19 protein-coding genes and 1 pseudogene are annotated in these 21,361 nt (G+C 62.8%); 17 read left to right on the top strand and 3 right to left on the bottom strand.

Features of this window, described 5'->3' with window-relative positions:
* Nucleotides 1-9: 9 nt before the first annotated feature.
* The gene (locus PSH78_RS06640; protein ID WP_305499271.1) at nt 10-873 is read right to left on the bottom strand and encodes a PHP domain-containing protein; all 864 of its coding nucleotides are present in this window, start codon (nt 871-873) and stop codon (nt 10-12) included.
* 87 nt (nt 874-960) lie between these two features.
* On the opposite strand from PSH78_RS06640, the gene PSH78_RS06635 reads away from it, so the two are divergent.
* The 14 genes from PSH78_RS06635 (at nt 961) to PSH78_RS06570 (ending at nt 13,324) form a co-directional block, all read left to right on the top strand.
* Entirely contained in the window at nt 961-1,557 is a 597-nt protein-coding gene (locus PSH78_RS06635; protein ID WP_305499270.1) for a septation protein A, read from the top strand.
* Between the two features lies 1 nt (nt 1,558).
* Nucleotides 1,559-1,858 carry a YciI family protein gene (locus tag PSH78_RS06630; protein WP_305499269.1) on the top strand — a complete coding sequence of 100 codons (300 nt, stop codon included), beginning with the start codon at nt 1,559-1,561 and terminating at the stop codon, nt 1,856-1,858.
* Between the two features lie 247 nt (nt 1,859-2,105).
* On the top strand, nt 2,106-2,516 hold the full coding sequence (locus tag PSH78_RS06625) for a translation initiation factor 2 (RefSeq protein ID WP_305499267.1): 411 nt from the start codon (nt 2,106-2,108) through the stop codon (nt 2,514-2,516).
* Between the two features lie 7 nt (nt 2,517-2,523).
* Nucleotides 2,524-3,201 (top strand): response regulator transcription factor, encoded by a 678-nt coding sequence (locus tag PSH78_RS06620; protein ID WP_283553908.1) that lies wholly within the window; start codon nt 2,524-2,526, stop codon nt 3,199-3,201.
* A 309-nt stretch (nt 3,202-3,510) separates the two neighbouring features.
* The gene (locus PSH78_RS06615) at nt 3,511-3,948 is read left to right on the top strand and encodes a Spy/CpxP family protein refolding chaperone (protein WP_305499264.1); all 438 of its coding nucleotides are present in this window, start codon (nt 3,511-3,513) and stop codon (nt 3,946-3,948) included.
* A gap of 68 nt (nt 3,949-4,016) precedes the next feature.
* The gene (locus tag PSH78_RS06610; protein WP_305499262.1) at nt 4,017-5,357 is read left to right on the top strand and encodes a HAMP domain-containing sensor histidine kinase; all 1,341 of its coding nucleotides are present in this window, start codon (nt 4,017-4,019) and stop codon (nt 5,355-5,357) included.
* 74 nt (nt 5,358-5,431) lie between these two features.
* Nucleotides 5,432-5,950 (top strand): RNA polymerase sigma factor, encoded by a 519-nt coding sequence (locus PSH78_RS06605; RefSeq protein ID WP_305499260.1) that lies wholly within the window; start codon nt 5,432-5,434, stop codon nt 5,948-5,950.
* Nucleotides 5,951-6,063: 113 nt separating this feature from the next.
* Nucleotides 6,064-7,026 (top strand): FecR domain-containing protein, encoded by a 963-nt coding sequence (locus PSH78_RS06600; RefSeq protein WP_305499258.1) that lies wholly within the window; start codon nt 6,064-6,066, stop codon nt 7,024-7,026.
* A gap of 119 nt (nt 7,027-7,145) precedes the next feature.
* A complete protein-coding gene (locus tag PSH78_RS06595) occupies nt 7,146-9,740 on the top strand; it encodes a TonB-dependent receptor (RefSeq protein ID WP_305499256.1) in 2,595 nt (864 codons plus the stop codon).
* 78 nt (nt 9,741-9,818) lie between these two features.
* Nucleotides 9,819-10,409, top strand: coding sequence for a biliverdin-producing heme oxygenase (locus tag PSH78_RS06590; protein ID WP_305499254.1), 591 nt, complete (start codon nt 9,819-9,821; stop codon nt 10,407-10,409).
* A gap of 134 nt (nt 10,410-10,543) precedes the next feature.
* Nucleotides 10,544-10,975 (top strand): YbaN family protein, encoded by a 432-nt coding sequence (locus tag PSH78_RS06585; RefSeq protein ID WP_305499252.1) that lies wholly within the window; start codon nt 10,544-10,546, stop codon nt 10,973-10,975.
* 33 nt (nt 10,976-11,008) lie between these two features.
* Complete coding sequence (locus PSH78_RS06580; protein WP_305499251.1) at nt 11,009-12,355, top strand: CoA transferase; 1,347 nt, start codon at nt 11,009-11,011, stop codon at nt 12,353-12,355.
* A 174-nt stretch (nt 12,356-12,529) separates the two neighbouring features.
* Nucleotides 12,530-12,889 (top strand): DUF5064 family protein, encoded by a 360-nt coding sequence (locus tag PSH78_RS06575; RefSeq protein WP_305499249.1) that lies wholly within the window; start codon nt 12,530-12,532, stop codon nt 12,887-12,889.
* Nucleotides 12,890-13,147: 258 nt separating this feature from the next.
* Nucleotides 13,148-13,324, top strand: coding sequence for a hypothetical protein (locus PSH78_RS06570; RefSeq protein WP_305499247.1), 177 nt, complete (start codon nt 13,148-13,150; stop codon nt 13,322-13,324).
* 7 nt (nt 13,325-13,331) lie between these two features.
* On the opposite strand, the gene PSH78_RS06565 is transcribed toward PSH78_RS06570, so the two are convergent.
* Entirely contained in the window at nt 13,332-14,225 is an 894-nt protein-coding gene (locus tag PSH78_RS06565; RefSeq protein ID WP_305499245.1) for a helix-turn-helix domain-containing protein, read from the bottom strand.
* Nucleotides 14,226-14,395: 170 nt separating this feature from the next.
* Here PSH78_RS06565 and pobA point away from each other — a divergent pair, with 170 nt between their 5' ends.
* Together pobA and PSH78_RS06555 are read left to right on the top strand one after the other, a co-directional pair.
* Nucleotides 14,396-15,586 carry a 4-hydroxybenzoate 3-monooxygenase gene (gene pobA, locus PSH78_RS06560; protein WP_305499243.1) on the top strand — a complete coding sequence of 397 codons (1,191 nt, stop codon included), beginning with the start codon at nt 14,396-14,398 and terminating at the stop codon, nt 15,584-15,586.
* Between the two features lie 51 nt (nt 15,587-15,637).
* Nucleotides 15,638-17,182, top strand: a complete 1,545-nt coding sequence (locus tag PSH78_RS06555) for an MDR family MFS transporter (protein ID WP_305499241.1) — start codon at nt 15,638-15,640, stop codon at nt 17,180-17,182.
* A 125-nt stretch (nt 17,183-17,307) separates the two neighbouring features.
* On the opposite strand, the gene PSH78_RS06550 is transcribed toward PSH78_RS06555, so the two are convergent.
* Entirely contained in the window at nt 17,308-18,657 is a 1,350-nt protein-coding gene (locus PSH78_RS06550; RefSeq protein WP_305499240.1) for an MFS transporter, read from the bottom strand.
* A gap of 356 nt (nt 18,658-19,013) precedes the next feature.
* Here PSH78_RS06550 and PSH78_RS06545 point away from each other — a divergent pair.
* Nucleotides 19,014-21,189 (top strand): annotated as a pseudogene (locus PSH78_RS06545) (hypothetical protein).
* Nucleotides 21,190-21,361: the final 172 nt, after the last annotated feature.

Genomic DNA, 21,361 nt, shown 5'->3' with positions numbered 1-21,361 from the left:
TCTACCTGTTCAGACGGCGGCGATAACGGGATCATGTTTGAATCTACACCATAGTGGTGGCAGATCTTCCGGCAACGGGCGGTATTCGCCAATCTCGGACCAGCCTCCCGGGCCGTGGAAATCACTCCCGGCGGTCACCAGCAGGCCAAACTCCCGGGCGAGGATCGCCAGGCTGCCGACCTGCTCGGCCGGCTGATGGCCATTGACCACTTCGATGGCATGGCCCCCTGCTTGAATATAGTCGGCTATCAGGCGGCGGCGCTTGCTGCGGGTGAATTCATAATGCCAGGGATGCGCCAGGCTGACCCACGCCCCAGCGGCCCGCAGAGTCTCGACCGTTTCCTGCAGGGTGGGCCAGTGCTGCTTGACGTCCCCCAGCTTGCCGGCCCCCAGCCATTTTCGGAAGGCTTCGGCGCGGTCCTTGACGAAGCCCTCGCGCACCATCCAGTCGGCAAAATGCGGCCGGGCCGGGGCATTGCCGCTGTCACCCAGTTCCTGCTGGACCTGCCGGGCGCCTTCCAGCGCACCGGGCATGCCCTTGAGGGCCAGTTTGCGGCTGATCTCCTCGGAGCGCAGCCAGCGACCGTCGCGCAATTCGGCAATGGCCTGGACCAGTGACGGTGCATTCACATCAAAGCCGTAGCCCAGCACGTGGATGGTCGCCCCGCCCCAGGTGCAGGACAGTTCGACACCGTTGACCAGTTGCATGCCCAGCGCGGTGGCGGCGCTACGCGCCTCGTCGAGGCCTTCGAGGGTGTCGTGATCGGTCAGGGCCAGGACTCGCACGCCGTGCTCGAACGCCCGCGCCACCAGAATCGCAGGCGCCAGGGCGCCATCGGAGGCCGTGCTATGGCAGTGCAAATCAACATTCACGAGACTTTGTTACCTCAAATCAGCTGGCCCTATCGCGGCCAAGGATGTTTGTTATTATGCCGCCACATCCTGCTTCTGGCTGCCATTGTGAAACAATTCATCGATTTCATCCCGCTCCTGCTGTTTTTCATCGTCTACAAACTTGATCCACGGACCGTCGACGTCGCCGGCCACTCCTTGACTGTAGGCGGTATCTACAGCGCCACCGCGGTGCTGATCATCAGTTCCCTGGTGGTCTACGGCGCGCTGTTCGTATCGCAGCGCAAGCTGGAGAAGAGCCAGTGGCTGACGCTGATCGCCTGCCTTGTATTCGGCAGCCTGACCCTGGCCTTCCACAGCGAGACCTTCCTCAAATGGAAAGCCCCGGTGGTCAACTGGCTGTTCGCCCTGGCCTTCATCGGCAGCCACTTCGTCGGCGATCGCCTGCTGATCAAGCGCATCATGGGCCACGCACTGAGCCTGCCGGACGTGATCTGGACCCGATTGAACATCGCCTGGATCGCCTTCTTCCTGTTCTGCGGCGCCGCCAACCTGTTCGTTGCGTTCACGTTCCAGCAGTACTGGGTCGACTTCAAGGTCTTCGGCAGCCTGGGCATGACCTTGCTGTTCCTGATCGGCCAGGGCATCTACCTGTCCCGTCACCTGCACGATGCCGAACCCACCACGCCAAAAACCGAGGACTGACATGCTCTACGCAATCATTGCCACCGACGTCGCCGACTCCCTGGAAAAACGCCTGGCCGTGCGCCCGGCCCACCTTGAGCGCTTGCAGCAGCTCAAGGCCGAAGGTCGCATCGTGCTGGCCGGCCCACACCCGGCGGTGGACAGTAATGATCCGGGCGCCGCGGGTTTTACCGGCAGCCTGATCGTGGCCGAGTTCGACTCCCTGGCCACCGCGCAAGCCTGGGCCAAGGCCGACCCGTTTGTGGAAGCTGGCGTCTATGCCGAGGTCGTTGTGAAACCGTTCAAGCAAGTCCTGCCGTAAATCCCCAGGGCAATGAGCCTGCGCGGCTCATTGCCCTGTTGCTCATGTTTCTCATTTGCCTGCCGAAAACCTGTCTAGGCTTCGTACGAAAAGTGCCTGCGCGACGATCATGCTGCGTTGAAAACAGGCTCGGAATGCTCATTGACAACCAGTCAACTCCGCTTCCTCGCCTGTTTTCGCCTTGCCTGATCGCCGCTCGGCGACTTTTCGTACAAACCCTAATCTCGATTGGAATTCAGGAGTTGCAATGCGCAAAGGTCGGTTGTGCCTGTTGTTGGTCTCGTTGGCGATTGGAGCACCCGCCCACGGCGAGGAAAGCCCCGAGGCTGCTCATTCGGCGCCCTTGTCCCTGAGCGCGGGCGGCCAGATCGCCGAATTGCAGCAGCGCCTGAAAGACAGCGAGCGCATGCGTGAAGCACTCACCCAGCAACTGCAGAACACCAACGGTGAACGCGAGAGCGCGCTGGTGGGACGGCTGCGCCAGGAGAACCAGCGCCTGAAGTTGCAACTCAAGGAAGCCCAGTCCAGCCCCCTGCCGCGCCTGCTGACTGAACAGCAACAGTGGTTCGTCGTCGGCGCCGGGGTAGCGCTATTGGCCCTGCTCTGCGGTATCTTTGCCAGCGGTGGACGTAGACAACGTCGGCAATGGCTAAATTGAGTGAGTCATGAGCGAGCTGTTACTGATTGATGATGACCAGGAGCTGTGTGAGCTCCTCGGCAGTTGGCTGGGCCAGGAAGGTTTCCAGGTCCGCGCTTGCCACGATGGCCAGAGCGCCCGCAAGGCCCTGGCCGAAACCGCTCCAGCGGCGGTGGTGCTGGATGTGATGCTGCCCGACGGCAGCGGCCTGGAACTGCTCAAGCAGTTGCGCAACGATCACCCGGAATTGCCGGTGCTGATGCTCTCGGCCCGCGGCGAACCGCTAGATCGCATCCTTGGCCTGGAGCTGGGGGCTGACGATTACCTGGCCAAGCCTTGCGATCCACGAGAACTGACCGCCCGCCTGCGCGCCGTGCTGCGCCGCAGCCATCCCACCGCGGTTTCCAGCCAGATCGAACTGGGTGACCTGACCTTCAGCCCGGTGCGTGGCGTGGTCAGCATCGATGAACAGGAACAGACCCTCACCGTCTCCGAAAGCCGCCTGCTCGAAGCGCTGCTCAAGCAGCCGGGCGAGCCGCTGGACAAGCAGGAACTGGCGCAGATTGCCTTGGGCCGCAAGCTGACCTTGTACGACCGCAGCCTCGACATGCACGTCAGCAACCTGCGCAAGAAGATCGGTCCCCACCCCGACGGCCGCCCGCGCATCGTCGCCCTGCGTAGCCGGGGCTACTACTACAGCCTCTGAAGATTGCGGCTTCTCTCAGCCTCTAGAGGCTTTTGTGGCGAGGGAGCTTGCTCCCGCTGGGCTACGAAGTAGCCCCAAGATTCTGCGGTTGCTGCGCAACCGAGCGGGAGCAAGCTCCCTCGCCACAAAAGCGCCCTCACCACAGCAAGTACCCCCATCACAGGGCTTTGTGTTCGGGCCTGCAGATTTGTCAGGTCCTCGCCAAACTGTCTTTACCCAAGCTTTACCCACCCCTGACCGCCGCTGACCTTGATCTTTGTAACCTGCACACATCCGGAACTGACCGGGAACGAGACAAGGAGAGACACCATGCGCAAGACCCTTACCGCTCTGATGTTCGCCGCCGCCCTGCCGACCGTGGCCATGGCCATGCCCGAAGGCCCGGGGCCGATGGGCCCGATGGACGGTCCGCGTCACGGTGGCCAGATGCACGATAAAGGCCCCTACAGCCAACTGGACCTGACCCGCGAACAACGCGAGCAGATTCGCCGGATCATGGGTGAACAGCGCCATGAGCAACGCGAACTGGTCGACAAGTACCTGGCCAAGCTGTCGCCAGCCGACCAGAAAGCCATGCAGGACGAAATGCAAGCGCGGCACCAGAAAGTCGATGCCCAGATCCGTGGCTTGCTGAAGCCCGAGCAGCAGAAAGAGTTTGACGCCATCCAGAAAAAACGCGCCGAACGTCGGGCCGAGTGGGCCGAATTCAAGGCCTGGAAAGCGCAACAGCCGCAAAAAGCGCAATAATGCGCTGAAGCACCCCCAGCCCAACGGCATGCCGCCGTTGGGCTTTCCTGGTTTTCGAGGATAAATCCGTGCGTTCACTGTTCTGGCGCATCCTGGCCAGTTTCTGGCTGGCCATCGCCCTGGTCGCGGGACTTTCGATCCTCATGGGCCACATGCTGAACCAGGACGCCTGGATCCTCAGCCGCCATCCTGGGCTCAACACCCTGGCCGAAGAATGGACGCAATCCTACGAAAGCCAGGGCGAAGAGGCCGCGCAAGACATCCTGCAACAGCGCAAGCGCAAGTATCACATCGACGTCCAGGTGCTCAACGAGAGCGGCGACCCGGTGGTGCGCGGCACCTTTCCCCATCGCGCCGCGGCTTTCGAGGCACGCCAGAACAACGACGACCGACGCCTCCCGTGGCGGCGCTTGACCGACGAGTTCACCAGCGCCAAGACCGGTGACACCTACCTGTTCATCTACCGCATCCCCCATCCCGAACTGGACGCCTGGCACCGCGACAGCCTGCTCTGGCCCCTCAGTGCCCTGGCCATTGCGCTGGTGGTACTGACTTTGTTCAGCCTGTTGGTGACCCTCTCCATCACCCGCCCGCTGAGCCGCCTGCGCGGCGCGGTGCATGATCTGGGGCAAGCCACGTACCAGCAGAACAGCCTCGCCAAACTGGCCAACCGCCGGGACGAATTCGGCGTACTGGCCACTGACTTCAATCGCATGGGTGCGCGCCTGCAAAGCCTGATCGCCAGCCAGCGCCAATTGCTCCGTGATGTTTCCCATGAACTGCGCTCGCCCCTGGCCCGGCTGCGCATCGCCCTGGCGCTGGCGGAGCGGGCGAGCCCCGCCGAGCGTGAGAAACTCTGGCCGCGCCTGACACGCGAATGCGACCGCCTGGAAGCGCTGATCAGCGAAATCCTCGTGTTGGCCCGGGTCGACGCCGACAACGCCAGCGCCGAGGAAGTCGACCTCAACGGTTTGCTGGAGAACCTGCAAAAAGACGCCCAGCTGGCTTCACCGGAGCAACACGTGCGCCTGGAAGCCGAGCCGCAACTGACGCTCAAGGGCTGGCCCACCATGATCGAGCGGGCGCTGGACAATCTCCTGCGCAACGCCCAGCGTTTCAACCCTGCCGGGCAACCCATCGAGATGCGTGCCGCGCGCCAAGGGGAACGGATAATGATCAGCGTGCGCGACCACGGCCCCGGCGTAGAGGCCGAACACCTGGGCCAGTTGAGCGAACCGTTTTATCGCGCTCCCGGCCAGACCGCCCCCGGGCATGGCCTCGGCCTCGCGATCGCGCGCCGTGCGGCGGAACGGCATGGCGGAACCCTGGGATTGGCGAACCACCCCGACGGCGGATTCATCGCCACCCTGGAATTGCCGCTGGTGCCGGGCGCGGTGGTGCAACCTTGAGCACCAAATCAAGGCTTGACCTTTCGAGTATATGATAAGCATTATCATCTACTCGAACCGAACCGAGCCCTACCGTGAGCCAATCACGCTTCCATCAGGTTTTCCTCGCCCAGCGCATGCCGCTGCTGCGCACCCTCGAACGCATGGTCAACAACCCCAGCACCGCCGAAGACCTGCTTCAGGAAACCTACCTGCGCGTCACCCGCGCCCTGAACGAGCGCACGGTCGAGCATCTCGAACCCTTCGTCTTCCAGACCGCCCGCAACCTGGCGCTCGACCATCTGCGCGCGCGACGCATCCAGTCACGCACGCTGCTGGACGACGTGCCGGTGGATGTGGTGAACAACGTCATCGCCCCGCAAAGCAGCGCCGAGGACGCTGCCCATGCCGGCCGATTGCTTGAACAACTCAACCTCAGCCTGCAGTCGCTGAGCCCGCGCCAGCAGCAGATCTTCATCCTCAACCGCCTGCATGGCCACAGTTACCAGGACATCGCCGAACGCTTGGGCGTGTCGCTGAGCACCGTGCAGAAAGAACTGAAATTGATCATGGCGATTTGCGTGGGCGTGGCCGAACGCCTGGGCGCCGATTGAGTCTGCAGGACACTGGCGGCCAACGACCACGCCGATTGCGTTGGCCAACGAGCCTGCTAGTCTTGGTCGCCTGATTACAAGCAGCCGTGCAAAGACACTGCCGAGGACCCACCGTGACGGACAACCATCGCTCACCTGAAGCCGCTGCGGCACAGGACACCGCCCACGCCATGGACCAGGCGCTGGACTGGCTGGTCCTGCTCGACAGCCCCAGCGATGAACAGACCCGACAGTTCCAGGCCTGGCTGGCGGCAGATCCGCGTCATGGCGAAGCGTTCTCCAGGGCCCAGGCGATCTGGAACGGCCCACAGATCATCGAAAGCGCCCGACAGCTCCAGGCTCGCCCCAAGGCCACCGCGCTGTCGCGCCTGCGAGCCCATTGGAAACCCCTGGCCACCGCCGCCGTGCTGTTGCTCGGGTTGTTCAATTTCAGCGACCTGCCCCTGCAATTCCAGGCCGATCACCTGACCGTGGTCGGTGAGCGCCAGCGCCTGCAACTGGAAGACGGTTCCAAGGTCCTGCTGAATACCGACTCGGCGTTTTCCAGTTCCTTCGACGAACAGCGGCACGTGGCCCGGCTCTACAAGGGCGAGGCTTTTTTCGAAGTGCCGGCCAGTCGTAATGTGCCGTTGGTGATCGACGCCGGGCCGGTAACCGCGAGTGTCAGCGACACCACGTTTGCCGTGCGTTACCTGGACGGCGTCGCTCAGGTCCAGGTGCAGCGCGGCGATGTCGACCTGCGTGCGACCCGCTACGATGCCCATGTCCGCTTGTCGGCCGGCGAAAGTATCCGCATCGGTCCCAACGGCTTCGACCGCCCGGCACGCCTCGATGTCGGCACGGACCTGGCCTGGGTCCAGGGTCGGCTGGTGTTCGAGAATCGGCCGCTGGGCCAGGTACTGGCGGAGTTGCGACGCTACTACCCGGGCTGGATCATCAACAACAACCAGCAGTTGGCCGGCGTGGCCGTGACGGGTAACTATCGCCTCGACCAGCCGCTGGACGTGGTGCGCTCCCTGGCCCATATCACCTCTGCCCGCCTCCAGGAATTCCCGGCGCTGGTGATCCTGAACTGAATGAGAATTATTTTTACTCGATAGCTCCCGCTGGTTCGTCTCGTTATAGCCAATGCAATTGATTCGCATCTCGCGATGCCAATCTGCACCTATAACAGATGCGACACGGAGCGCTATCGATGTCCTCTCGCCTTACTTGCCGGTTTCTTGCCCCCTCTTGCACGCTGTCACTGCTGACCGCCGCCATCCTGATGACCGGCACCGCGCCGGCGGCGCTGGCTGCCACCGCCGAGCAACCGCCAGCGCGCAACATGGGCGACTACACCTTCAGCATCGCCCGGCAACCACTGGTTTCCGCCCTGAACGCCTTTACCGCCGTCACCGGCTGGCAGGTGGGGCTGCCGGCAGAGCTGGCCGAAGGCGTCGCCTCGCCGGGGGTGGACGGCTCGCTGCCGCCGGAAAAAGCCTTGGAGCGCCTGTTGGTGGGGACCAACCTGAGCTACCGCAAACTGGGCAATAACAACATCGTCCTGGAAAAACGCAGCGCCGGCAGCGCGCTGGAGTTGCAACAGGTGACCATCAGCGCCACCCGCCAGGAACAAGACATCGCCAGCGTACCGAGCACCGTTTCGATCCATGATCGCCAGGAGCTGGACCGCAACAACGTCAACACCATCAAGGACCTGGTACGCTATGAGCCCGGCGTGTCGGTGGGCGGCGCGGGCCAGCGCGGCGGCATCAGCGGCTACAACATCCGCGGCATCGACGGCAACCGGATCCTGACCCAGGTCGACGGCGTGGAAATCCCCGGCGGTTTCTTCAACGGCCCGTACGCCAAGACCCAACGCAACTACGTCGACCCGGAAATCATCAAGCGCGTGGAGATTCTGCGCGGCCCGGCCTCGGTGCTGTACGGCAGCAACGCGATCGGTGGTGTCGTCAGTTATTTCACCCTCGATCCGGACGACATCATCAAGCCCGGCAAGGACGTCGGCGCGCGTCTCAAGACCGGCTACAGCTCCGTCGATGAGAGCTGGCTCAAATCCGCCACCGTCGCCGGCCGCAGCGGGCCGTTCGACGGGCTGTTGCATTACAGCCAGCGCAACGGCCACGAGACCGAATCCTACGGCAGCAACAACGGCACCGGCCTGGACCGCACCGCCGCCAACCCGGAAGATGTGCGCGCCAACAACGTGCTGGCCAAACTCGGCTGGGACTACAGCGCTGACGCACGCCTGAGCCTGGTGTACGAGAAGTACAAGAACGATCGCGACGTCGACCTGAAAAGCGCCTACGGCGGGCCCTATTCCAACGGCCAACCAGCCATTCCCGCCTCCATCCTGCCCGGCGGCATGTACCAGTGGCGCACCGGTAACGATACGATTACCCGCGAGCGTTTCGGCCTGGAGCATAGCTTCGCCCTCGACAGCCTGCTGGCCGACAACATCAAGTGGAGCCTCAACCACCAGATCGCCAAGACCGACCAGCCCACCGCCGAGTTCTATTTCCCGATCACCCGCCGGGTGTTGCGCACCCGTGAAACGCTCTATGAAGAAAAACAGTGGGTCTTCGACGCGCAGGCGGACAAGTCATTCAGGGTGGCCGACACCGATCACACACTGACCTACGGCACCACGCTCAAACATCAGAAAGTCACCGGCTCACGCAGCGGCAACGGCGTGTGCCTGGCGGTCGGCGTGGGCTGCCCCGCCGTCGGCGCCATCAGCACCCGGGACGTATTGGCCAAAGCCAGCGACTTCCCGGACCCGACCATCAACACCTACAGCGTTTTCGCCCAGGACCAGATCAGCTGGGACAAATGGACCTTCACCCCGGCGCTGCGCTACGACTACACCCGGCTCAAGCCACGCCTGACCGAGGAATTCCTGCGCACCGTGGACCCCACCAACGGCGGTACGGTGAGTGGCGAGGACAAGAACTGGCATCGCGTCTCGCCGAAGTTCGGCCTGACCTACGCCCTGACCGACCAGTACACCTGGTACGGCCAATACGCCGAAGGGTTCCGCACCCCGACCGCCAAGGCCTTGTACGGACGTTTCGATAACGCCGGCGTGGGCTACAGCGTGGAACCCAATCCCGACCTGGAACCGGAAAAAAGCAAAAGCTACGAAACCGGCCTGCGCGGTCGTTTCGACTCCGGATCGTTCGACGTGGCGGTGTTCTACAACAAGTACCGCGACTTCATCAACGAAGACGCCATCACGCCCGGCGCCGACCAGTTGACCTTCCAGAGCAACAACATCAAGCACGCCACCATCAAGGGCATCGAAGCCAAGGGACGCCTGGACCTGGACGTGTTCGGTGCGCCAACAGGCCTCTACACCCAGGGCTCGGTGGCCTACCTGTATGGCCGCAACAACGACACGGGCGAGCCGCTCAACAGCGTCAACCCGCTTACCGGCGTGTTCGGCCTGGGCTACGACCAGGAGCAGTTCGGCACCTTGCTCAGCTGGACCCTGGTCCAGAAGAAAAACCGCGTCGACGACAGCAACTTCAATTCGCCCGACGGCGTCAGCGGCCAGTTCAAGACGCCGGGCTTCGGCATTCTCGACCTGAGCGGCTACTACAAGGTGACTAACGACGTCACCGTCAGCGGCGGCCTCTACAACCTCACCGACAAGAAGTACTGGCTGTGGGATGACGTGCGCGGCTACGACAGCGTCGGCGAAGCGGCGGTGCTGAGCCCGGCCAACCTCGATCGCCTGACGGCGCCGGGGCGCAACTTCGCGGTCAACCTGATCTGGGATATCTGATCCGGTTCCAGGCAACAGTTCCCTGTGGCGAGGGGATTTATCCCCTCGCCACGATGTATTCACTTCAAGGATTTTTTCATGACCACCCCACGCCCCGCCCTACGCTCCCAGCGCCTGAACCAGATCACCCACGAGCCCCACGGCAAGCTCGACGCCCTGGTCAAAGCCCACGCCCCATTCGAAACCCAGGCCGGCTACGCGCGCTTCGTCGTCGCCCAATACCTGTTCCAGTCAGAACTGGTGGCGCTGTACAACGACGCGCAACTGGCTGCCCTGATCCCCGACCTGCCGGCCCGCTGCCGCGCCGAAGCGGCCAAGGCGGATCTCGCGGACCTGGACGCCGAAGTGCCCGCGCCGGTGGCCGGAGCGGTAAAAAACCCGAGCCAGGCCGAAGCGCTGGGCTGGCTGTTCGTTTCCGAGGGCTCGAAGCTCGGCGCCGCGTTCCTGATCAAGCGTGCCGTGGCCCTGGGAATGAACGAAACCTTCGGCGCCCGGCACCTGGCGGAACCGGAGGGCGGCCGTGCCGAAGGCTGGAAAACCTTTACCCGTACCCTCGACGGCCTGGCCTTCACCGAACAGCAGGAAGCCGAGGCGGACAAAGGCGCGCTGGAGGCCTTCAACCGGTTTACCGTGTTGCTGGAACACGCCTACGCGGCCGAGCTGGCCTGACGGTCACCCACGCCCTTGTGGGAGCGAGCTTGCTCGCGATGGCGGTACATCAGGCAACATCTATGGCGACTGGCAGTCCGTCATCGCGAGCAAGCTCGCTCCCACAAGGTAAAGCGCATGTCGGATAGAAATACATGAGCCGTATACCCTCAAAACCCAGCCAACTGCTCTTCGCCCTGCTCGCCTACACCAGCCTGGCCCTCGGCCTCATCGCCTTGGTCGTGCCCGGCCTGCCGACCACCGAGTTCATCCTGCTCGCCGCCTGGGCCGCGACCCGCAGTTCGCCGCGTCTGAGCGCCTGGCTGGAGCGCCATCGGTTGTTCGGGCCGATGCTGCACAACTGGCGCAACGGCAAGGTCATCCCGCGCCGGGCCAAGGTCGGCGCCACGATCAGCATGCTCGGTTGTGCCGCAATGATGTGGCTGATGCTTGCCCACGGCTGGCCGATGTACCTGGCCATGGCCGGCATGGGCCTGGGCAACCTGTGGATCTGGTCACGCCCGGAAACTCGTGGCGAGGGAGCTTGCTCCCGCTGGGGCGCGAAACGGCCCCCTACACAATTTTGAACTATGCTCGCGCTCTCGCCTGGAGGGCTTTCGATGTCAGATCTGCTCACATCCATGCAAACCGCCCTCGGTTTGCCCACGACCCCGATCCCCTTCACTGGCGAAGGCGCGCTGCCCTCTGCGTTCGCCGTTACCGAGTTGGCCTGCGCCAGCATCGCTACGGCCGGTCAAGCGGTCGCCGAACTCATTCATCAGCAAACCGGCCGCCTGCCGACGCTTGAAGTCGACCGGCGCCTGGCCTCGTTCTGGTTCGTCACGTCCCTGCGGCCCGTCGGCTGGAGCGTACCGCCGCTGTGGGACCCGGTGGCTGGCGACTACGCCACCGCCGACGGCTGGATCCGCCTGCACACCAATGCACCGCATCATCGCCTTGCTGCGGAAAAAGTCCTCGGCAGCTGCACCGACCGCGCCGACATGGCGAACAAAGTTGTCCGTTGGAACAAGGCCGAACTGGAACAGGCCGTGGTCGACGCCGGTGGTTGCGCTGCACAGATGCGTTCCTGGCAGGCGTGGCAGGCCCATCCGCAAGGTTTGGCGGTGAACGCCGAACCGCTTGTTCACTTCGATGACACGCGTGCAGCTGCGCTTGAACCCTGGCTCGGCTCCGTCGCCCAGCCGCTGGCGGGTTTGAAGGTGCTTGACCTGACCCGCGTGCTGGCCGGTCCGATTGCCAGCCGTTTTTTGGCCGGGCTGGGCGCCGATGTGCTGCGCATCGACCCGCCGACCTGGAACGAACCCGGCGCGGTTCCGGAAGTCACCCTCGGCAAACGCTGCGCCCGCCTCGATCTGCATCAGCCCACCGACCGCGCGACGTTCGAAGGATTGCTCAAGGATGCTGACATCCTCCTGCACGGCTACCGCGCCGACGCGCTCGAGCGCCTGGGCTACGGTGCCGCACAACGCCGCCAGCTGGCGCCCGGGCTGATCGACGTCAGCCTCAACGCCTACGGCTGGAGCGGCCCCTGGCAACACCGACGCGGCTTCGACAGCCTGGTGCAGATGAGCAGCGGCATCGCCGAGGCCGGCATGGCCTGGAAACAGACAGACAAACCGACGCCGCTGCCCGTCCAGGCGCTGGACCACGGCACCGGCTACCTGATGGCGGCCAGTGCGATCGTACTGCTGGCTCGACGCTTGGCCGATGGCCGTGGCGGTTCGGCACGCTTGTCGCTGGCCCGTACGGCGAAGCTGTTGATCGAGGGTGGCGCCGACGACGGGGCTGCGTTGCGCCCCGAAGACGAGGCCGACCAGGGACTGCTGGTGGAACAAACGCCCTGGGGCCCGGCGCACCGCTTGCAGGTGCCGCTGAAAATCACCGGCACACCGTTGCAGTGGGCCCTGCCGGCCACCGAACTGGGCGCACATCGCCCCCAGTGGTGATCGTTCGATCGCCATCGCGAGCAAGTTCGCTGTCGGGCATCGAGGCTATCGTCCAGGGCACCGCCGGCACGCGCATCAGCACGGCAACGGCGGGGATTGTTTGTCGGCAACCACAAAACTTATACGGCAGGCGCGGTGTCTGCCGTTCTCCACGCCTTCGAAGGAGAGGCCCTTATGGCCACGTTCCAACCCGGTCACCTGCACATGGAACGCCATGCGCTGAACAAGGACGACTACAGCTACAACCTGTGCATCGATTACGCGGTGACCCAGGATCCCAAGGAAGGCACAGGCATGTCGTTCCGGCTACACGGCACGGTGGAAGACAAGAACGTGGACGAGACGTTTTTCCTGGCCAAGGACCAGGCCTTCGACTTCGCCCGCCACGCCACGCGCATCGCCCAGCAGTACGGCATGCCCAAGACCGCCAGCATCGGCTCGATGCACAAGTATTACGACGAGATGTTCGAAGACGTGCGGCACCAGCTCGACGTCAAGCCGGGTGATCCGATGAAGCCTGAGCATTTGGAATAATCCTGACACCCCTTCGGGCCTGAAAAGCACCTGTGGCGAGGGAGCTTGCTCCCGCTCGGTTGCGCAGCGACCGCAAAATCCTGGGGCCGCTGCGCAGCCCAGCGGGAGCAAGCTCCCTCGTCACAATGAATCCCTGCACCTGGCGCTATCAGTGGTCTGAATACCGGGCTACACACAAAACCCGCCCGACTGGCAACTCGCCATGGCTGACCTATGCTGAAAACAGTACCCCCGGGTATTCGTTCAGAGGTCATCGCCATGAACATCAAAACAAGAAGACGCCTCGCCATTTTTGTCACCTGCACGGCCACGCTAGCGCTGTACGGCACCGCGGCTTATCGGGTCGAACAGGCCAGGCAGTTGCCCCGTGAATACGCCAGTTGCAACTTCGAACGCTGCATACCGCACAACGCATCCCTGAACGCTCTGCGCTGAAGCGGTTTCAGTCGTCCTGCTGATCGGTCTTGAGCCGGTCGCGGAAGGCCTTGGGCGAAATGCCGACACGCCGGCGAAACAGCCGGGTGAAATTGGTCGGGTCGGAAAAGCCGAGCAGTTCGGAGATCTCGTAGATGGTCATGCCGGTGTAGGTCAGCAGCCGCTTGGCCTCCAGCAGCTGGCGCTCGTGCATGATCTGCAACGCCGGTTGCCCGGCCAGCTCGCGACAGGTGCCGTTGAGGTGCGATACCGAGATGCCCAGGCGATGGGCGAGGTCTTCGACCTTGACGTGCTGGCGATAGGTTTCCTCCACCAGCTGGATGAACCCGTTGAGATATTCCCGGGCCCGTTGCGGGCGCTGCGACGAGGTACGCCTGTCCATTACCTGACGACTGACCCAGACCATGATCACGCTGACCAATGCATGCATCAGCATTTCCCGGGCCGGTTCGTGGCCAACATATTCCGCCTGCAAGGCGCTGAACAGGCTGTTGAGGTAGTCGGCGTTTTCGCCGGCCGGGTAGGCTTCGGCCTGGGCCAGGATATTCACCGAATGCCCGAGCTGCCCTTGCAGATGCGTCACCAGCGGCGCCGCCAGGGTAACCACGTAACCTTGCACATCCTCGGAAAAACGAAAGCCATGCACTGACAAGGGCGGCAGGATCTGCACGGCCGGCTCGTCGAGGCGGGTGCGCTGGCCTTCTATCTCCAGCTCGGCCTGGCCCTTGTAGACAAACAGCAACTGACACAGGTCCGCATGCCGATGGGGTTTGATTTCCCACTGGTGTTCGCTGCTGCGCGTGGAAATGGTTTCGCAATGCAGCAGGTCCGGCGTCGGCCAATCCTGGCTCTCGCCATAGAGCTTGAACACCGGTATCGAAGGCAGCTCGGTTTTCTTCATACGAGGGTTGGCCTCGGGTTACGGGCGGTAATCGCACCGATTGGCAGAAAGTACAGGTTTCAGCGCAGTTTTCCCCTTCAATTGACAGGTTCGCAAGCGAAAAATGCAGGCCAGGATTACTAATAATAAACACCGACCCTGGTCGCGTGCTCTTGCGAGTCATAACAACAATGAAAACCCTCAAGACCCAAGTCGCCATTATCGGCGCCGGCCCCTCTGGACTGCTGCTCGGCCAGTTGTTACACAACGCCGGCATCGACACGCTGATCCTGGAACGCCAGACACCCGACTACGTCCTCAGCCGCATCCGCGCCGGCGTGCTTGAGCAAGGCATGGTGCAGTTGCTGCGCCAGGCCGGGGTCGGCCAGCGCATGGACGCCGAGGGTTTACCCCACGATGGTTTCGAGCTGGTCCTCAATGGCCGGCGCGTGCACATTGACCTGAAGGGGCTGACTGGCGGCCAGAACGTCATGGTCTACGGCCAGACCGAAGTCACCCGCGACCTGATGGCTGCCCGCGAGGCATCCGGGGCGCGGACCCTGTATCAGGTTGACAACGCCCAACCCCACGACCTGCAGACCGACCAGCCCTTCGTGACCTTCGAGCATGCGGGCGAAACCTGGCGCCTGGACTGCGATTACGTGGCCGGCTGCGACGGCTTCCACGGCGTCGCGCGGCAATCGATCCCGGCGGAAAAACTCAAGGTCTTCGAGCGCGTCTACCCGTTCGGCTGGCTCGGCATCCTCGCCGACACCCCGCCGGTCCACGAGGAACTGGTCTACGCTCGCCATGAGCGCGGCTTTGCCCTGTGCAGCATGCGCTCGCGAACCCGCACCCGTTATTACCTGCAAGTGCCCGCCGAGGAACAGATAGCCGACTGGCCGGACGAACGTTTCTGGAGCGAGCTGAAAAACCGCCTGCCCGCCGACCTGGCCGAAGCGCTGGTGACCGGACCCTCCATCGAAAAAAGCATCGCGCCGTTGCGCAGTTTTGTCGTCGAACCGATGCAGTACGGGCGGATGTTTTTGGTCGGCGACGCCGCCCACATCGTCCCGCCCACCGGTGCCAAGGGGTTGAACCTGGCCGCCAGCGACGTCAGTACGTTGTTCAACATCTTGCTCAAGGTCTATCGCGACGGCCGCGTGGATCTCCTGGAACGCTATTCGGCCATTTGCCTGCGGCGGGTCTGGAAGGCCGAACGGTTCTCCTGGTGGATGACGTCGATGCTGCATCGCTTCGACGACGACGCGTTCAACCAGCGCATCAGCGAAGCGGAGCTGGAGTATTTCGTCGACTCCGAGGCCGGTCGAAAAACCATTGCGGAAAATTACGTCGGCCTTCCTTACGAGGCTATCGAATAGCCAACTATCGATTTAAACTGCGGGCTCCCGTCCATTCGCCTCCCCGGCGCGATGCCCGCAGGTCCAGCCTTGAATCAGCCCGATACGCCTCAAGCCCCGCAACCCGCCATCCGCAGCGTGCTGGTGGCGCTGATGCTGGCGATTTTCCTCGGGGCGTTGGACCAGACCATCGTCGCCGTCTCGATGCCGGCGATTTCCGCGCAATTCAAGGATGTCAGCCTGCTGGCCTGGGTGATCTCCGGCTACATGGTCGCGATGACCGTTGCGGTGCCGATCTACGGCAAGCTGGGCGACCTGTACGGCAGGCGGCCATTGATGCTGTTCGGCATGGGCCTGTTCACGCTCGCCTCGCTGTTCTGCGGCCTGGCGCAGGACATGCAGCAACTGGTACTGGCGCGGATTTTCCAGGGCATCGGCGCTGGCGGGATGATCTCCGTGAGCCAGGCGATCATCGGCGACATCATCCCGCCCAGGGAACGCGGCCGTTACCAGGGTTACTTCAGCAGCATGTATGCGGTGGCCAGCGTCGCCGGGCCGGTGCTGGGCGGCTACATGACCGAATACCTGTCCTGGCGCTGGGTGTTCTGGATCAACCTGCCGCTGGGCCTGGGCGCCTGGCTCGTGGCCCGGCGCACACTGGTGGGGCTGCCGGTGCCGCAACGCACGCCCATCATCGACTACCTGGGCACCGTGTTGCTGATCATCGGCCTGACCGCCTTGCTGCTGGGCATTACCCAGGTGGGCCAGGGCCACGCCTGGCACAGCCGCGAAGTGCTCGGGCTGCTCGGTGGCGCCGTGGTCGTGCTAGGGGTATTCGCCTGGCATGAGCGCCGCGCCCGGGAGCCGTTGCTGCCCATGCACCTGTTCGTCAACCGCAGCGCGGTGTTGTGCTGGTGCACGGTGTTCTTCACCAGTTTCCAGGCGATCTCACTGACGGTGCTGGTGCCGTTGCGCTTTCAGAGCGTGACCGGCGCCGGTGCCGACAGTGCCGCGCTGCATTTGCTGCCACTGGCGATGGGTCTGCCGATGGGCGCCTATTTCGCCGGACGGCGCACCTCGATCACCGGTCGCTACAAACCGATGATCCTCAGTGGCGCCCTACTCTTCCCGTTCGCCATCCTCGGCATGGCCTTCACCTCGCCCGCGGCATTCTGGCTCAGCAGCCTGTTCATGCTGCTTGGCGGCATCGCGTCCGGCATGCAATTTCCCACCTCGCTGGTGGGTTCGCAGAATTCGGTGCAGCAACAGGACATCGGCGTGGCCACCAGCACCACCAACCTGTTCCGCTCATTGGGCGGCGCGGTCGGCGTGGCATTGATGTCGGCGCTGCTGCTGGCGCTGTTGCAGGATTCAGGTTTCGCCCAGCTCGCCGGTTCGTCAGTGATCGGCGAAGGGCATTCCGGCAACGTGCTGCTCGACGGCCTGAACGCCGCGCCGGGCGCGGCACGGGATGCCTTGCGCGAGGAGCTACAAGCGACGTTCCGGCATTTGCTGATGATCAGCGCGGCGGTGTCGTTGCTAGGGTTGGCGGCTGCCGTGGCGATGCCCGACTGCCTATTGCGCGGGCGTGAAGAGAAGACTCAAGGACGATACTGAACCCGTGGCGAGGGACCTTGCTCCCGCTGGACTGCGCAGCAGGCCCAAAATCCAGAGTGAACAGGGGAAATTCTGGGGCCGCTTCGCGGCCCAGCGGGAGCAAGCTCCCTCGCCACAAAATCCCGTTAGGCCGCCCCCACGACACCTTCAGGCACCACCACTGCGCTCATCCCTTCCTTCATCCGCTTGGCATCGCGCACGAAGCAGCGAGAGGCCAGGAACAGGAACACCATGGTCAACAGCAGCGCCACCGGGATCAGGTACATCGCGTCATGCAGGCCGATCGCCTTGAACGCTTCGGTCATCTGTGGGGCGCCTGCGGCCGCCATGGCCGTGCGGGCGAAGTAATCCGACAAGCCGCCGACCACCACCGGCCCCAGGCCACCGCCGAGAAGATACAGCCCGGCAAAATACAACGCCATCGCCGTGGCCCTCAGGCGCGGCTCAACCACGTCCTGGATAGCGGTGTAGACGCAGGTGTAGAAGTTATAGGCAAACAGCCAGCCGACGCTGAACACGGCGACAAAGATGCCGATTTCGATGCGCCCGGCATGCAGGGCCCAAGCGGTAGTGACCGTGGAAATCGCCAGGCTGAACGCCGCGAACAACAACCGGCCATTGGGCACGCGCTGGTGAATCTTGTCGGCCACCCAGCCGCCAAGGGTCAACCCGAACAACCCGGTCACACCGACCATGATCCCGGTCGCCACGGCCGCCTCGTGCAGCGGCATCCCGAAATAGCGCTGCAGCATCGGCACCAGGAAGGAGTTGCAGGCATAGGTGGCGAAGTTGAAGCACAGCCCCGCCAGGATCAGCCAGAGAAAGGTCGGAATCGCCAGCACCCGGCGAATCGGCTTGTCGACCTTTTCCTGGGACACCGCCACGGTTTCCGCCGCGCCGCGCTTGGGTTCCTTGATGAAAAACATGAACACCGCCAGCACCAGGCCCGGCACCGCCGCAATAAAGAACGGCGCGCGCCAGCTGTCGAACGCCTTGACCATCGCGCCAATGGTGAAAAACGCCAGCAGCAGGCCCAGCGGCAGTCCCAGCATGAAAATGCCCATCGCCCGAGCCCGACGGTGCGCCGGGAACAGATCGCCGATCAACGAGTTGGCCGCCGGCGCATAACTGGCTTCACCGATGCCCACGCCCATGCGCACCACCAGGAACGCCCAGAAACTGCCCACCAGGCCGTTTACCGCCGTCAGCCCGCTCCAGGTCGCCAGGCCCCAGCCCATCAGTTTGCTGCGCGAGCCAGTATCGGCCATGCGTCCCAATGGCAGGCCCGCGATGGCATAGACGATGGTGAAGGCGGTACCGATGATGCCGATCTGGAAGTCGCTGAGGCTCCACTCCATGCGGATCGGCTCGATGATGATCGCCGGGATGGTGCGGTCGAAAAAGTTGAACAGGTTGGCCAGGAACAGCAGGAACAGAATGCGCCAGGCATTCGCCGCTTGGGTCGAGTTCTGCATGGGTCCGTCTCTTCTTATTGTTGGGCGAGGCATCCGAGCCCGGAGCCTGCAATCTAGACAGCAGCGTGCGCGCTGTCTTCAATCATTCGCGCGGCTGATACCCGACCATGGTGAATGGCGCATTCGTGACGACGGTCATTTTTCTGTAGGAAATGCCATCATTTTGCCCCTTCGCGATTAAAGATCGTCCTACAGATGCCGATCCAGATAATCAGGAAAAAGATTCTCCCGAGCGGCGCCACGGCATGGCCTGGAACGCTTGGGCCGACCTTCGCGCGATCAAAAGACGCGAGCTCCCATCCGCGATGGTTCGATGACCAGATCGTCGAACCGACCAGTCAGGCATACGGCGCACAATGACCTCCAAAAAAACAGCCACTGCGGTTTCCGATCTGACCCTGAGCCCGGCCGCCAACGGCGCGGACGCCTCGGCGCTGTCGAGCAGCTCGCGATCCCTGGCGACCCAGCAATACCTGTATTTCACCGAGACCAACACCGACCGCATCCTCGACAACCTCGATGGCCTGCGTGATGCCGTATTCCCGCGCCCGCCGCCACCTGGTGGATGACGAGAGCGAACGTGGCCAGCAGGAATTCCCCTCGGTGTGCCTGATCGGCCTCGGGCGCTGCGGCTCCAACATCGCCCTGGACGTAGCGGAACTGGTCTACAACGCGCGCAAGTTCTACCTCAACGAATTCAACGCCGAAGACAAGCACTACGGTGACAAGGGCTATCGCCCCGCCCAGTGGATGCGCAACCTGCGCCTGGGCACCAGCAAGGCGAGCAAACCGGTGTTCCTGGTGGAACCGCTGGTCATGCTCGGCGACCTGGACAAAGACATCGCCGGGCGTATCCGTTTTTCCCGCAAGGGCGAAAAAAGCGGGTTCTTGCGCGACTACAGCAAGATGAAAATCATGGACCTCTCCGAAGTCCACGCCGGTGGTGCCGGTAACGCGCCGATCCTCGGCCAGTACCTGGCGAAGATCATCCTGAACAAGGACACCCAGCGCTTCTCCAGCCCCGACTGGAAAATGATCCACTCGTACCTGATAGATAGCTGCGGCATCAAGGCCAACCAGTCGCGCCTGTATTTCTCGATCTTCAGCGCCGGCGGCGGTACCGGTTCGGGCATGGCTTCGGAGTTCGGCCTAGCCCAGCAGTACTCGTACATGAACAAGACGTTCGACACCAAGCCGATGGACGAACACGACAGCAAGAGCGGTCATTCCTTCGTCTTCGAACCGATTTTCACCAGCGGCATCTGCGTGCTGCCGAACATTTCCGATCACCGCAGTGAAATGTCCGAGGCGCTGCACATCAACGCCGGACGCCTGCTGTGCAAATACCTCTCGGAAGAATGGGATTTTTCGTACAACTTCGCCAACGAAGACAGCAGCGAAGCCAGCGTCATGGGCCGTATCCGGCCATGGAACGCGATGATGCTGATCTCCAACGACATCATGCGCTACGCCGAAGAAAGCGATGACGGCAACATCCAGAACATTGACGTCAATGCCATGGAAAAGCACGCCAACCAGTACATTTCCCAGCAGATCTTCAACATCCTCACGGCCCAGGCCGTGACCACCGATTACGACCAGAACTACTTCCGGCGCGCCGGCATCGACATCGGCGAAACCATCCGCCTGGACGCCAACGACCTGTTCATGAGCCTGGCCGGCCCGGTGGCGATTGCCTACGCTGAATCCGTTGTTCCGGAAACCCCGGCGCCGAGCGGCGACAAGTTCAAGGTGTTCGAAAAAGAGCCGCCACGCCTGAACATCGACGACCTGTTCTTCCGCTCCATCGACCTGCCGCACTTCAACAAGGTCACCCAGGCCATCGAAGGCATCAGCCTGTTGCCGATCGAGTCCAAGCGTTACCGGGCCTCGCTGGAGCAATACAAGAACTCCGGCTACGACGCCGCCGCCCTGCACGACCTGCACTTCTTCAAGAACTGCTCGTCGGTGGTGTCGATCGTCTCGCTGCCCAAGGACTACAAGCTGTCCTACATGGACCTGAACCGGCTCAAGACCCACCTCAACAGCCTGTTCCCGAACACCACGCTCAAGCGCTATGCGCTGGTGATCGGCGCCTCGGCCAACTTGTCGCTGACTACCCTGATCGCCAAGAGCCCGTGCCTGTCGGATGACTTCCTGACCCTGATCGTGGCGTTTATCAAGCGTTGCTTCGCGCGCACGCCGTATCGTTTCGACGAGACCCTGGACAACTCGATCCTGGACTTCATCATCAATGAAGAATTCGACGAAGCACGCATCGACGAGCTGCTCAATGAATTCGAGAACCCGGCGAAGATCCTCGACACCAACTGGTACGCGATCAAGCCGATGTACGAGAAGAAATATCGCGAGCTGATCAGCGACAAGGAAAAATTTGTCTCGATCAACGACATCCGGCTGTCCCGGGACTGCGTGAAGAAGTCCATCAAGTATCTGCGTGAGATCTACCGTCACCGGATTGGCAAGACCAAGGTTATTTCGCTAAATAACCATACGGGCAAGAGTTATTGAGCTGGCGCTGGGACCGAGTCGCCTCAATCGCGAGCAAGCTCGCTCCCACAGGATTTGTGAACACTGATCCCTTGTGGGAGCGAGCTTGCTCGCGATGGCAGTCTTGAATCCAACACCTGAACAACATCCAGAAACAATTAGGCAGCCCACCGGCCGCACCAAAAACTGTTCC

The organism is Pseudomonas sp. FP198 (assembly GCF_030687895.1).
In the GTDB taxonomy this organism is placed as follows: Bacteria; Pseudomonadota; Gammaproteobacteria; order Pseudomonadales; family Pseudomonadaceae; genus Aquipseudomonas.
Note: the sequence above shows the minus strand (reverse complement) of the source record. Positions and strands in the feature narration are given on the sequence as shown.